This is a genomic window from Streptomyces roseochromogenus subsp. oscitans DS 12.976 (genome assembly GCF_000497445.1).
GTDB lineage: Bacteria > Actinomycetota > Actinomycetes > Streptomycetales > Streptomycetaceae > Streptomyces > Streptomyces oscitans.
On sequence record NZ_CM002285.1, the window covers coordinates 5,478,543 to 5,491,248 of the forward strand.

Sequence of the window (12,706 nt, forward strand, 5' to 3'; positions counted from 1 at the left end):
AGCGTTAACGCGTTGTGCCCCCGGCAGGATTCGAACCTGCGACACCCGCTTTAGGAGAGCGGTGCTCTATCCCCTGAGCTACGAAGGCGGGGAGATCTGTGTGATCCGACGTATAGCCTAGCGGATACGGGCTCCCGCCTGGCAAGGTTCCTGTTTTCCCAGGTCAGAGCGGATCTGCCGGGCCGGGTGAGCCGGTCACGGAGCGGGAGAACGTACCCCTTCTTTCCCTGTCTGCCCTCGCCTGTCCCCGCCCTTCTGTCCCCACCCTGTCCCCACCGTGTACCCATCGGGCAGGTACGTCTGCGCAGGTGGCGAGGGCCAGTCAAAGCCGCAGGTGACGGGCCACTAAGGGAACGGCGGACTACCGCTTAGGGTTCGCGCCCTTGCGAGGAGCTGGTCGTCTCTGTAGCGGCGTGGATGTCCGCACTCGGGGCGGGCAGGCCCGGCGGCGTCATGGACACCTCGCTGGCGGCGGGCTGGGTGGCCTGCTCGACCACGAGGCATGAGTCGGCCCCTTTGGCGCGGCGACGTACGGTGGCGCTGGGCTGGAGCGTCTTAACCGCGAGCTGGTAGCCGTCGGAGCCGTCGTCGCAGGAGTTGAAGCCAAAGCGGGTTCGGAAGAGGACGGGTTCGCCTTGGGCGGCGATGGTGTAGCCGCGTCGGCGATACCACCGCATGGTGGGGAAGGCTCCGGCTTCGATCTTGGCGAGGGCGAGTTGCGTGCCGGCGCGGCGAGCGAACTGTTCTGCCGCCCGGAGGAGAGCTGTTCCTGCGCCATGGTTGCGGTGCGGCTCGGAGACGGCGAGGAGTTCGATCTCGATGAGGGCTTGGGTGAGGTGGGTGCGCTGGGTGGCGGGCTGGGCTTCGAGCCAACGGATCGGAGGTACTGCGTAGAGCATGCCAACGACGTTCGTACCGATGCGTGCTGTCAGGCAGTGACCGTGACCGTAGGGCAGCCGTAGGCGACCTCCGTGGTTGTCGATGGCTTCGGCGAGGGACGCGAAGGGAACGTGCGGGGTGGTGCCTTTGCTGAGCGCGAGGGCACCAAGGTCTGCCACGGCCTGTCCGTCTCCCTGGGTCGCAATGGTGACGGTGAGTTCCGCAGGATCGGTTGCGCGGAGGGCTTCTGGCTGGCTCATGTGGTCGTCCCATCCTGGCTGGTCGAACTCGTCGTCGGCGGGCACCGGGGCCTGGGCCTGCGCCCGCTCGGGGAGTAACAAAGCCTAAGAGATCATTAAGCAGGTGAAGGCCGGACGAATCGGAGTCAGCCGAAGTTGGCTTCCGTGATGGTGAGGCCGCGACGTCGCAATTCGTTCAGCGTTGCGGCGTCCATCGCTGCCGAAGGAGGGCTGGTGAAGGTGCCGTTTCCGATCACTGCGTCGGGCTGAGGGAACTCTGCGCTTTCTGGGAGCAGCATGACGGCGACCTCTGGGTCGAGGGCTTCGGTGCTGCCGTCGGTGCCGCCAGTGAGGCTCCACGCCCATGCGCTGATGAGGGCGCCGCGTCCCTTGTGGTTAGGCACGGTGACGGTGATGGAGCCGAGCGGCTTGTCCTTGGATAGGAGGTGAGTAAGGCGGTCGAGGAGGAAGGCGACGTCTTCGACGTGGAAGGTCATGATGTTGCTGCTGGAGAGGTGGCCTTCGACGGAGACCGTGCCGCCGTTGGTGTGGACGGAGATCGTCATCCGTTCGTCGTCTTCGAAGGCGACATTGAAGGCGCTGAGGAAGAGGCCGGCGGCGCGAGCGTCGGGGGTGTTCACGAGGTTCTCCATGTTCCGGTGGCGTCCTATGGCGGTGAGGTTAGCCGCTGTCATTGACTGAGTTCTGTGTTCAGGGCGGGGTGCGATCCTGATTGCTCTGGACTTGGGGTGGACGGGCGTGGAGCGGGGAGGATCATGCGCTGGGCAGATATGTCCCATTGGCAGTCGCGGTAGAGCCGGTTGTAGTCGGGGAGTGCGCCGGGGTCGTCTGCGTTGCATGGTTCGTAGCCGTTTGGGCCGCTGCGGGCGTAGAAGCCGTATTCGATGCACTCCTCCTCTCCTGGCAGGCGGCCGGTCCAGACGGTGTTGCACTGGTTGGTGGGATGGCAGTTGCTGCGTTGCCGACCGGTGAAGGCGCAGCGGGCGATGTCGCAGCCGTCGGCGTGGAGGGTGCCGGAGGCGGTGGAGCAGTCGGGGCAGGGGCTGGTCATGGACTTCTTTCTGGGGGATTCAGCCTCGTCGATTTATTCTACTATCTGAGCGGCCTGGGGGGAAGTTGCCACCATGACTGCTGTTCGCCATTGGTGGGACCGCCGAACCGCCCTTTATGGGGTGGCTGCCTGGCCGGTCGGTGGAGAGTCCGGTGTAGGGAGGCTGGTGCGACTCGGTGGTACATGGCTGTTCGATTCATCCCAGTTCAAGGGGATTGTGGCACTATGGCGAAGGGCTATTTTCGGTCGTTGCTCAATGTGTCCACCGTTGCTGTACCGGCCATTTAGTGAACTTTGCCCCGTTTGGTTTGATGCTATTGAAGAACAGCGTCCTGCGTTGAGCGGACGCCTCGGGGCTGTGATCACGGGACCAGCAATCACAGCCCGTCACCGGCTCAGAGTGGGTGGCTGCGGCTTGCTTCCATGAGGGGCTGGTCGACGATCACCCCATCTGCCACGCAGGCCGCAAGTGGGCGTGCGACCGGTTCAGTGCCGGTTGCATACCCACGTTTTCGGTTCGCCGTGAGCTACGAGATCGATGTCGGTGGTTGTCGTGTTGCCGCACAGCTGGCACTTCACGTCGACACGGCGGGGCATGGAGACGGGCTGGACGGGTTCGTTGACGTGAAGCGTGATCGGTATCGACGTGCCCTTGAGTTCGATCACCAAGCGTGCTTCGAGGTGTGGGTGCTGTGTCACGTCTGCGACAGCAAGCGGTTGGTCACCCTGTTCAGGGAGAACGAAGACGTCGTGCCGCTGCAGACGGGATGCCAGAACTGTCATGGGGAGTGCGACGGTGACGAGGAAGCCCTTGGAATGGCGGGAGTTGGGGCCGGGCGGGTTGTGCGGGGTGCTCATGGCGTTGCTTTCATGCTCAGTGCGATGGTGTCTTCGAGGTCGTGGACGGCCGTGATTTCGGCTGCGAGGTCCTCAGAGCCGGTCAGGTGCTGAGGCGCTGCTGGAGGTAAAGGTCGGCGGCGTGCTGATCGCCGGGCGCGCCGAGCGCGATAGTGAGGGCGATGAGGAGGCCGGTGATGATCGCGGCTCGTTCCGTTGTGACGGCGGAGGATGCTGCGGTGGGGGAGGTGAGGCGATGGCGGCGGTGGGTGATCTCGTCCGCGATCTGCTGCCGGACCGTCTCGAGTGCGTGGGTCTCGGGGTCGGGCTGGGCCGTCCGCTGGTCGGCCTCATGAAGGAGGCGGCAGTTTCCGCACAGTTCGTCTGCGGTGGGCTCGGGGACCTCTCGGATGGTGGGTCGGCCGCAGCGTGCCAGGACGAACCGGTTGTGGACGGTCGGCCATGCGGAGCGGTTGACCAGGTGGGGTTTCCCGGAGATTGAGGCGCCGTAGATGTAGCTGCCCATCACCTGTTCCGGTCGGGGACGAGGTGGGTGGCGCTGACGGTGCTGAGCATGGTGATCCTCGATCTGTTGTCGTTCTGAAAGCTGGTGGGTGGGGTGGTGGCTCGTCCATGGCGGGCCACCAGGTATGAGTCAGGCGGCGGCCGGCGCGGGCGCTTCTGCCCGGTCGGTCTCCTGCTCGGTGTCCTCGGACTGATCGGCTTCAGATTCCGCCTGACGCTGCTGGTCGCCTTCGGCTTGCTGCGCACGGCCGGTGGCGACGGTTGCCGCTTCGATGGAGCTGAGGACGTAGCCCTCTGCTTCGAGGAATGTCAGCCAGTCGATGGTCTGCGGGTTGATGTGATTGCGCCAGGCGGCGTCGTCCATGTGCTCGACTTCGTGTGCGGCGGCGACGTGCGCGAGGAGGATGCGCCAGGCGCGTGCCGGGCTGGTGTGGGCGATGACGTCGGCGAAGGGATCGTTGACACGGCTGAACTTGCTGCGGCTGTCGTTGGGGTCCGGTACACCGAGGAACTGGGCGACCAGATCGGTGCGGAAGCGGCTGACGTAGTTGTAGTAGGCGTAGCTGGTGTCGGTGATCGTCGACAGGATCAGCGGCCAGACGCGCAAGCTGGCTTCGGGCTGGTTGCACAGATCAGTGATGAACTCGTGGCGGACGGTGCGGGACTGCCTCCAGGCCTTGTTGTTGGCGATGACCTCGCGGCGGGCTTGGGCGGCGGCTTCCTGGTCTGCTGTCCGGCTGGTGTTGTCCGGTGCGGCGTCGGGGCTGAGGGTGTGGCCGTGCTGGCGCCACGCGGTGCACAGCCAGATCGCTTCAGCTTCCTGGGGATCGATGCACGCCGCGTGCCCCGGGCAGTCGCGGTGCGCATCGGCGGTCATCGGCCCGCCGTCAGCCGTGCGCAGGTCGGTGAGCGGGCGCGTTGTCGTGTCGGTCCATGTCCAGCGCCACTCGAGGACCGGGATCTTGGCTGCGGTGAGGTCCTCGACGAGTTGGTGCTGTGCGCGCTGAAGCTCCTTCTTGGCCCGCAGTTCGGCGAGGGCGTGCTTCCAGTGACCGCGCTTGGTGTTGTCTTCGCTCAGGTCGCGGCGCTTGGCCCACTTCAAGGTCCGCAGGGCGCCGTCGACGTCTTCGACCTCTTGGAACTCGGCGAGTTCGATCAAGTTGAAGTTGGCTTCGACGCCATCCTTGAGGCCCTCGTCGGTGAGCTGGACGGCCTTGATGGAGGCAGCGAGTTCAGCGGGTTTCAAGCCGATGGCGCGGGCGAGGCGGGCCTTGCGGGTCTTGGTGACGTCCATCAGGGCGAGTTGCTGAGCGGCTTCAATGTCGTCGCGGACAGTTGCCGCCGCGCGGTCCTTGTTCTCGATGAACGACATGGCCAGAGCCTCGTCGTCGACGCCGGCGAGGTCGTCTCGGATGATCGCCGGGACCAATCGGTAGGCTCTCTTCTTCGCCTTGGCCTTCTTCGCGGCGGCAAGGGCGGCGTTGTTGCGGCGCTGGCCGAAGATGATGCCGAGCATTCCTTCGCGGTCGCCGGTCTGGGGGCGCACTACGAGCGGGGTGAGGACGCCGAGTTCGTCGACGCTGGCCTGGAGCGCCGGATCGGGTCGGGTGGTGTCCTTGGCGTCGCGCTGCTTGCGGTGGTTGTACGGGTCGACGACCAGGTCGTGGGGGTCGAGCCAGGCGAAGCGGCCGGTGAAGCCTTCCACGGCGGTCGGCCGGGTGGCGGTGGTGCTCATGGGGTGTGTGGTTCTTTCGTACGCGGGGCGGGCACGGGTTCCGGTTGGCCGGTGCCCGCCCGGGTTGAGATGGGCTGGCTTGGTCAGGCGGCGGCTGTGGCAGCAGCCCGGCGCGGCTTGCGGTTGGCCCGGGACTTCGTTGTCCGGTTGGCCGGCGCCGTGGACCGGCGTGTGCCCCTCTTGGCATTCGCCGGTGCGGGCGCCGCCATGGCCGCCTTGGTCTCCGGGGAAGGGTCGGTGCTGGCGGCCTGCTCGTCGCCTGCCGGGGTGGGCAGGATGCGGGTGCCGTTGGCGTTCAGGGGAGGGCGGTAGCCGTCGAAGGCGGGCAGCAGCACGGTGCGGATCGAGTTGAGGATCTCGTCGAGCGGTGAGTCGGTGGTGAAGCGGACGCCGGTGCTGTAGCGGGTTCCCGGAGGCAGCCTGTTGCCGGTGGACGAGGCGGTCTTGTCGCCGGACTCGGGGGACGGGGCGCCGATGGCGAAGGTCTGTACGGCCTGGCCACGCCACAGGTGGCGTATGCCGATCGCGCGGCCGTCGGTGTGGTGGAGCCTGATCGCCCTGTCCACGTCCACATGGGTCTCGTCGTCGTCCTCGCTCCAGCCGTCGCCGAGCGCATCCGCGATGGGCTTCGCCAGGAGGTACAGGTCGATCTCGGTGAGGAGGTGCTGCGTCGGTTCATGCGTGACTTCGGCGGTGGGCGCGGTGTCGGTGGCGGTCATGCCGGTGGTTCCCTTGTCCAAGAGGCGTGAGTAGTAGGCGAGTTCGTGTACGGGTCAGCCGCGGGGGTGTCCGGTTGTCGGCAAGGTGCCGGGGATGCGGGGCTCGACGGTGCGGATCAGGCTGATCGCCGTAGGGGTCAGGTCGGTGAGGTGTCCGCACGAGGCGAAGCCAGCGAACAGGACGGGCCCGTTGAGATTGACGACGATGAGGGAGGTGTCGATGATGAGGCTTCGTGAATTTCCCCGGGGCTGCTCTTCGTTCCCCAGGTGGTTGCTGTCGGCAACGAGGGCCGGGGCCGCCCGCTCGTGGAGTGTGCGGGCCGTGCCGGCCGGTCAAGGGCGCCTGCGGCGGCGCTGCGCGCTGGCCTTCGGCCACCCTGGACAGTCCGTCCCGCCCCTGGACCTGGCTAGCTATCGGGCGGCCCCTCCCGAGTGGCATCCGTCCGCAGGTCAGCGCGTCGCGGGTGGGGAGACAAGGTGAGCAGGTCTGGGGAACCCCTGAGTGCGGGGTGGGGAAATTCAACGAGCCTCATCAAGGAGGACCAGGGCGAGGGCCGCGGGCAGGTTCGGCGGCAGGTCCTCGCGGAGTTCGCCGGCGAAGGCGACGGTGTGGGAGCCGCCTTCGTGGTGGGCGTAGCCCACGATCTCAGCGTCGTCTCCGAGTAGATCGTGGACCTGCCGGGCCTGGGTGTGCGGATCGGTGCTCAGGCGGAGGTCGCTGACGGTGCCGGTGGGGTCGATGAGCAGGGCGTGGACGGTGTCGGTCACGAGGGGTGCTTCCTGTCTGCGGTCGGCTGGGTGGTGGGTTCCCCTCCCAGCTCCTGAAATTATTCTACTATCTATCGGGGTGGGGTCAACTGCGTTAGTGCAGGTCAGGTGGGGTGGGGATGTCGCTCAGGCGGCGACGGCTGTAGCTCGCTCCAGCAGGTGCTGGGTCTGGCGCATGGCAGCGATGATCCGCGCCTTGCCGACTACCTCGTCCCGGTGCTCGACTACTGCACGCGCCCGCTTCCAGGCGTCCTCGATCGCGTTCGGGTTCGCCAGAGAGTCGTCGCAGGCGACCGTTACGCGCGGGCCGAGATCCCAGATGATCGCGTTCACTGCCGCGCACGCAGCGGCGATCTCGTCAACGTCACACATCGACCACTGGAAGTCGGCAGGGTCCAGGCCCTGTTCCCGCAGTTTCTGCGCGGCCGAACGCAGCAGTCCGCCACTGCCGCAGGCTGGATCGTAGATGTGCTCCCCGCCATTGGCGCCCTTCAGCGTGTCGTAGCTGTTCATGGTCTCGACAAAGATGCTGTAGGCCATGGTGTCGGCGATGGAGGCCGGAGTGTGGAACTCCCCGAGCCCCTGCTGGGCGCCGCGGGAACGCAGGCACATCATCACCGGGGACAGCACGTCGGTGGTGGAGCGATCGAAAGGGTCCTCGTGTGCTGTGAGATCGAGCAGTCCGCGCTCCAGCGCCATCTTCGCCACTGCGCGCACCGCGTACATCCGGTGGTCGTCGACGTCGTCGTTGAGCCACTCATGCAGGATCCGAGCGCGGTCGATTAGGTCCGGGCGGTGCATCCAGTGCAGGGACCAGATCTCCCGGAGCATTCCGATCAGTTGAGGGCCTTCAAGGCTCAAGATCTGTGTCTTGAGGTCCGGGCCGCTGGGGTCCTTCCGCTGTACGAGCGAGAGTGCAGCCACAACACCGATGGGTGCCTCGATGGCCGTGCCGCCGTGCTGCTTGTGCCATGTGGCCGCGACCGCCTCACCGATCTCCATGGCGAGTGCGTGCGGCCACCTTCGCGGACCGCGACCAGGCCGTGCAGGCTGCGAGGGAGTTGGATGTGCGGGCTTCGGGTGCGATGGGGCGGGTGCTGCTCTCCCTCGCCCGGGTCCTGCGGTGAACGTGGCGGGTATCGGTTCCGGCTCGTCGACGATGTCCGCGAACAAGTCGAGTTGCGTCACGGGATGATCACCTTCCGTATGGGGGTGTGGGCATAGGAAGACCCGCCCCCGAGTTGCTGGGGCGGGTTGGGGTGTTCCTGAATTCCCTTTCAAGCGTTATTCTACTATCTATCGGGGTGGGGGCAACTGCGGAACCTCAGGTCAATGCGGGTGTCAGCCCTGGTCGATCCAGGCCACGCCGTACGGCGTCTGCCACAGCCAGGACATGCCCGACTTGTGGACCTCCGCCCGCACCTTGTCCCACCAAATGCGGCCGAATCGGTCCGTGTGCGGCTCGACAGCCCACGCTGCCGACCGGTTTCTGGGCCAGCCGACGGCATCGGGGACCGTCACGCCGAAACCCTGAACCCGCCCTCGCAACTCTTCACGGTCCTCGGCAACCTCACTGCGCCACCACTCATCCCGGCTGCGCTCGCCGCGCTCGGCCGGCAACAGCCAACCGCGCTCAGTGATTGCCCCGCCCCGCTGCAGCGCGATCCACGCCAGAGCCCGCTCCTGCGAGAAGACACCCGGCCGGAATACCACCCCCTGAACCTCCATGCCGCGAGCCCACTGTGGCCGGATGAGCCGGGCCGTGTTCGCGCGGTGTCCCGCCGCAGCCTCGGCGCGCGCCGCTTTCTCAGTGCGCGCCTGCCGGTGGGGTATCAGGTACATCCACTGACCATCGTCGCCCTCAGGATGCGCATACTGCACCTTCCACAACCCTCGCATCGTGTCGTCCGCTTCTGTCGTGCCTGGTAACTAATTCCTGCTTTGGCCCGCCTCGATGTGCACCATCGGCACGGGAGTTGAGGTCTACTCGGCTGCTGTGTAGGCGCGCAGTACGGCATAGGCGGTGGCGACGGTGGTATCCGGGATGGCCAGCCCGAGCGGGGCGTCAGGGGCAATGGCATGCGCGTCATGACGGATCTTGAGAGCGTCGTCGGGCGTCCGGATGATCGTGAATCTGGGGCCGGCCTGCGACTGGGAGGCGCTCAGGCCAGGAAGAGCGTCCAGGACGGTGTCCACGTCGGGAGCGAACCTGCCGCGCGTGGGCCCTACCGTGAGGAGCTGGTCATGGAGTGCGGCTCGGGCACATCGAATGGCCCGGTCGGTGGTGAGCCGGTCAAGCAGAAGGCCGACCTGCACGCTGTCGTCATGCGGAGAGGTCATGACTACGGTGATCACCGGGTTTCCACCGTCGCCCAGCCTCAGCTCGATCTCGGTGCGCGAGGTGCTCCCCTGGGCAACAGCTGGGATCTTCGCGTCGCGCAGCGGCATGCTGAGCAGCCTCAAGGCGGCGATGGCGTCCTGGCGCCCGAAGTGCGGAAGCACCTCGTTGTGGAGCATCTCGGCCACGGCCTCGCCATCGGCATCCTCCACCGGCATCGTGACGGTGACGGCCTCAACATCCTGTGCTGGGTTACGGGATGTGGTGACGAATGCACTGATCTGAAGCGTGTTCGCGTGGATGTCCAGCGCACAGTGGAAACCGAGAGGGTGCACCAGGAGGGCGCTGCTCAGCAGACCGCTCACCTGCCACTCCGGGCCGAGCACGAGGCCGTGTCGGTCACGAGCGTGAGGAGGGGAGCGGGGACGAGGTCAGTTGAGTACGCGCTGTTGTCTCCGTCGCAGGCCGCCTGCCGTGGCCGCGTGGTGATGGAGGAGTTGTTGGGGTCGCGTCGCTTCATGGGCAGTCCTTCAGAGCTGCGTGGGCGATGAGCCGGAATGCCGTCGCCAGTGACACGAGGAGGTCGTCCCGGTCGAAGGCGAGGGAGGATGCCGCGAAGGCGGCCGGATGCTGGCCCGTGCAGAAAGCGTCCGCGTCCTCGCCAGGGTGCAGCCTGACCCAGGAGGACGCGCACTGGGTGAACTCCCGCGCGTACCGGCCCTCGACGTTGTCAGCGCATTGTTCGTTCCACGCTGCCGTGCGGGCTTCCCAGGCAGCCAGCAGAAGCAGATGGCGCCGTACCTCCGGCTCTGTTACAGCCCACAGTTCGGCGGACCAACGGTCCATACGGGGCGGGCTGTCGGCATCCTTGAGACGAGCGGTGAGCAGTTGGAAGAGGGAGCGAGCTTGCTGGGCTATGTACTCGGCGCTGCTCGGGGTGTCGGTGCTCATGAGTCCTTCGTGTCGTCGGCGTGGCTGTCGTAGGCGAGGGCGGTGACGATTTCAGCGCGGGTGCGCTGCCGGTCACGGCGCTTGAAGGCGCGCCGGGCTCTCAGTGCCAACCGCCGGGTGGGAAAGTCGTCTTCGGGGTAGTAGTCGCGGAGCCCGATGCGGGCGATCTCGCGTGGGCTGAGGATCATGGTTGTCCTTCGGGTGCCGGCCGCAGGTCAGTGCGAGTCGTCGTGCGTCCGGCTTTGGTCAGGTGTGCGATGGGCCTGGGCGGAGAGGATGAACGCGACGGCTTCGTGGCTGCGGCCCAGTTCGATCAGTGCGCATGCCTCGAACAGGCGGGCCCAGTCGCGCGCGGCCACGGTGTCGGCAAACTCGTCATAGCCGATGCGCCCTTTGAGGATGCGCTGTCTGGTCCATGCGTGGCGGACGATGCGCTGCATGCTGCGGTTGGCGCGAGAGATCTGCCCGCTGGTCAGCGTGAGTTTGGCGATGACGTCGGCAGTCGCGTCCAGGGGAAGGTGCTTGTCGAGCACGGGTGAGAACGCTTTCGGATTGGTGCAGGTCGGGCCAGGCCCGGGACCGAGGAACATCAATGGGTGGCGAAACCGAAGAACAGCCACCCCTCGTCGCCAGAGGCGGTGGTGATCGCAAGCGCCCCGGCCGGTCCCCACTTGTCATCGATGCGCGGGTCTCCGGCCCGGACCAGTTCCTCAGCGCGGGCCAGGGCATCACTCTCCCTGCGCCGAGGCTCGTCGAAGAGAGATACCTCGTACTTCTCGGCGATCGAGCCTGTGTAGCCGCCGTGCCCGTGCTCCCACTGCGCCTCCTCTCGCGCGGCGTTGAAAGCGGCCTTGAGATCCGGGCCGGTGGCCGTGGTGAAGAATTCGACGGCACCCATCAGAGGGTTGTCCTTCCGTGAAGTGGGGTTGCGGCATGCGTCGGCCCGCCCCATGACTGGGCGGGCCGTCGGTGGTGATCTGGCTCAGCAGTTGTGAGCAGGAGGCCTGAGTGCGGCAGCGGCCTCGGCCTTCGAGCCGTGCTCCGTGACGTAGCAGCGGCAGCCGCGCCTGTCGTACCGGCAAGCCGGACCGTGGCCAGGCCGGGCGGCCGTCAGCATGCGGGCCAAAGATCCTCCAGAGAGCGAGGCCAAGGTCAACGGATTTGCACGCGAGGACGGTTCGTCCGCATCGGCCGACGTGAGCGGCCGCGGGCCTGCTCGGCATCCCGCTGCCGGTAGACCTCCGCCAGTACGTTCTCGGCGCCGATCACCGCGGTCACGGCCTCATCGATGACGGCACGGCTGGCCCCCGGACCGAGCGAGCGGAACCACGCCTCCATCGCGTCACCGTCCTCGATGACCAAACCGAACCTGTCTGCGTACGCCTCCCAGGCGTGCACGGTCATGTGGGAGGCCCAGGTGACCGCAGTTGCTGCCTGGTCCTCAGAGATCCCGTGCTCAGTGGCGATCTGCCAGACGGTCAGCGGGTTCGGCGCCATCGTGTGCATGTGGGGAGTCCTTTCGCCTCGGTGAGGTGGTTGGTCGAGGGTTTCCCTCCCTCAACTGAGGATTATTCTACTATCTAGGGAGGGGGTGTCAAACACGTTTCCCCAGCTCAGGTGGGGTGGGGGCTGTATTAGGCGGCGGCCGTATCCCGGTTCGCCGACCGTCCCCGGCTGCTGCTGCGGCTGGACCGCTTACGGATACTCGCCGCACCGGCCCGACGTGTATCCGCCCGCTGCGCCGTCACCCGGCACTCTCCGCACAGAGGCTCGCCCAGCCTCCGGTGCCCCTTCACCCCGCTACTCGTCCCGCACGTCCCCGCCCGCGATGCGAGCTTCGGCAATGCCGGCGCGCCCTCCGAGGTCGCGATGACGTGTCCGTTCACCCAGACCCGTGCGGCGCACACCCCATCGAACTGACTGGCCTCCGGCCGCACCCGCTCATGACAGCGCAGCACGAACGGACAGGACACCGCACACACCTCCATCAACGGCGTGCACACCTCCACGAGGTCGCGCGGGCGACGCACCAAGGCTTCCGTCGGCACGTAGCCGTCGGCTCCCGCGCACGGGGCGGACTCGGTCCAGGAGGTGGAAGTCGTGGAGGTAATCAACAGGCCAGACCTTCTTGCGGATTGAGCAGAATCAGAACAGCGCCGGCTGCGCGACCGCGGCCGGGCAGATCGCGTCCAGAGCAGCGGAGGCGCGCAGCGCCAACTCGGAGGACCGCCGGGCCCACGCGCGGTGAAAGGCGGCCTCCCAAATCTCCGGAGTCCGGAACGGGACGGGACACGGGATATAGGCCGCATCGTGAGCGGCGATCGCCTCGACTGCCTCGCAAAGCGCGCCGTAGCGCACCGGCGTCAGACGCCTCTCGATGACGGTGTGCACGTCGTGCCACATCATCAGCCCGGACCGGGTACCGGCCGGCGCCTCGACCTCGTAGACGAACCCGCTCGGCGACGGCGACCACTGGGTCAGACATCCGGCGTCCGGCTCACCCTCCAGCCGGCGCACCGTGCGCGGTCGGTCATCCCCTTCGAACTGCCGCGCGCCCCACCGCAGGCGCGCCAGGTGATCCGGCAGATCGATGAACTCCTTCAGTGTGGCCGGGGTGAAGAAGTCGCGCACGGCCATCGTGAC

The 12,706-nt window shown here is 66.8% G+C and carries 17 protein-coding genes and 1 tRNA gene; all 18 read right to left on the minus strand.

The genetic code is table 11. The annotated features are described in order from the left end of the window. Window positions 1-15 precede the first annotated feature (15 nt). Window positions 16-88 (minus strand) — tRNA-Arg (locus M878_RS73410). A 280-nt stretch (window positions 89-368) separates the two neighbouring features. Then, a complete protein-coding gene (locus M878_RS73415; RefSeq protein WP_158692736.1) occupies window positions 369-1,184 on the minus strand; it encodes a GNAT family N-acetyltransferase in 816 nt (271 codons plus the stop codon). 80 nt (window positions 1,185-1,264) lie between these two features. Continuing rightward, window positions 1,265-1,759: a hypothetical protein gene (locus M878_RS73420; protein WP_158692737.1), complete on the minus strand. Its 495-nt coding sequence runs from the start codon at window positions 1,757-1,759 to the stop codon at window positions 1,265-1,267. A gap of 50 nt (window positions 1,760-1,809) precedes the next feature. After that, on the minus strand, window positions 1,810-2,190 hold the full coding sequence (locus M878_RS97660; protein WP_158692738.1) for a hypothetical protein: 381 nt from the start codon (window positions 2,188-2,190) through the stop codon (window positions 1,810-1,812). A 486-nt stretch (window positions 2,191-2,676) separates the two neighbouring features. Then, a complete protein-coding gene (locus M878_RS73425; RefSeq protein ID WP_023549648.1) occupies window positions 2,677-3,048 on the minus strand; it encodes a hypothetical protein in 372 nt (123 codons plus the stop codon). An 82-nt stretch (window positions 3,049-3,130) separates the two neighbouring features. Next, complete coding sequence (locus M878_RS73430) at window positions 3,131-3,553, minus strand: hypothetical protein (RefSeq protein ID WP_023549649.1); 423 nt, start codon at window positions 3,551-3,553, stop codon at window positions 3,131-3,133. A 129-nt stretch (window positions 3,554-3,682) separates the two neighbouring features. Continuing rightward, entirely contained in the window at window positions 3,683-5,287 is a 1,605-nt protein-coding gene (locus M878_RS73435; protein ID WP_023549650.1) for a ParB/RepB/Spo0J family partition protein, read from the minus strand. An 83-nt stretch (window positions 5,288-5,370) separates the two neighbouring features. Further along, a complete protein-coding gene (locus tag M878_RS73440) occupies window positions 5,371-6,006 on the minus strand; it encodes a hypothetical protein (protein ID WP_023549651.1) in 636 nt (211 codons plus the stop codon). A 519-nt stretch (window positions 6,007-6,525) separates the two neighbouring features. After that, window positions 6,526-6,774: a hypothetical protein gene (locus M878_RS73445; RefSeq protein WP_023549652.1), complete on the minus strand. Its 249-nt coding sequence runs from the start codon at window positions 6,772-6,774 to the stop codon at window positions 6,526-6,528. Window positions 6,775-6,900: 126 nt separating this feature from the next. After that, window positions 6,901-7,776 carry an N-6 DNA methylase gene (locus M878_RS73450; protein ID WP_023549653.1) on the minus strand — a complete coding sequence of 292 codons (876 nt, stop codon included), beginning with the start codon at window positions 7,774-7,776 and terminating at the stop codon, window positions 6,901-6,903. A gap of 339 nt (window positions 7,777-8,115) precedes the next feature. Next, window positions 8,116-8,664, minus strand: coding sequence for a hypothetical protein (locus M878_RS73455; protein WP_158692739.1), 549 nt, complete (start codon window positions 8,662-8,664; stop codon window positions 8,116-8,118). Window positions 8,665-8,757: 93 nt separating this feature from the next. Further along, window positions 8,758-9,477, minus strand: a complete 720-nt coding sequence (locus M878_RS73460; protein WP_158692740.1) for a hypothetical protein — start codon at window positions 9,475-9,477, stop codon at window positions 8,758-8,760. A 151-nt stretch (window positions 9,478-9,628) separates the two neighbouring features. Continuing rightward, window positions 9,629-10,063 carry a hypothetical protein gene (locus M878_RS73465; RefSeq protein WP_023549657.1) on the minus strand — a complete coding sequence of 145 codons (435 nt, stop codon included), beginning with the start codon at window positions 10,061-10,063 and terminating at the stop codon, window positions 9,629-9,631. Continuing rightward, on the minus strand, window positions 10,060-10,251 hold the full coding sequence (locus tag M878_RS73470) for a hypothetical protein (protein ID WP_023549658.1): 192 nt from the start codon (window positions 10,249-10,251) through the stop codon (window positions 10,060-10,062). The genes M878_RS73465 and M878_RS73470 overlap by 4 nt, the downstream gene beginning before the upstream one ends. Window positions 10,252-10,278: 27 nt before the next feature. Further along, window positions 10,279-10,596, minus strand: coding sequence for a hypothetical protein (locus tag M878_RS73475; RefSeq protein ID WP_158692741.1), 318 nt, complete (start codon window positions 10,594-10,596; stop codon window positions 10,279-10,281). 56 nt (window positions 10,597-10,652) lie between these two features. Then, a complete protein-coding gene (locus M878_RS73480) occupies window positions 10,653-10,961 on the minus strand; it encodes a hypothetical protein (protein ID WP_023549660.1) in 309 nt (102 codons plus the stop codon). A 254-nt stretch (window positions 10,962-11,215) separates the two neighbouring features. Then, window positions 11,216-11,569: a hypothetical protein gene (locus M878_RS73485; RefSeq protein WP_023549661.1), complete on the minus strand. Its 354-nt coding sequence runs from the start codon at window positions 11,567-11,569 to the stop codon at window positions 11,216-11,218. Between the two features lie 639 nt (window positions 11,570-12,208). Then, window positions 12,209-12,700 carry a hypothetical protein gene (locus tag M878_RS73490; RefSeq protein ID WP_158692742.1) on the minus strand — a complete coding sequence of 164 codons (492 nt, stop codon included), beginning with the start codon at window positions 12,698-12,700 and terminating at the stop codon, window positions 12,209-12,211. Between the last annotated feature and the right edge of the window lie 6 nt (window positions 12,701-12,706).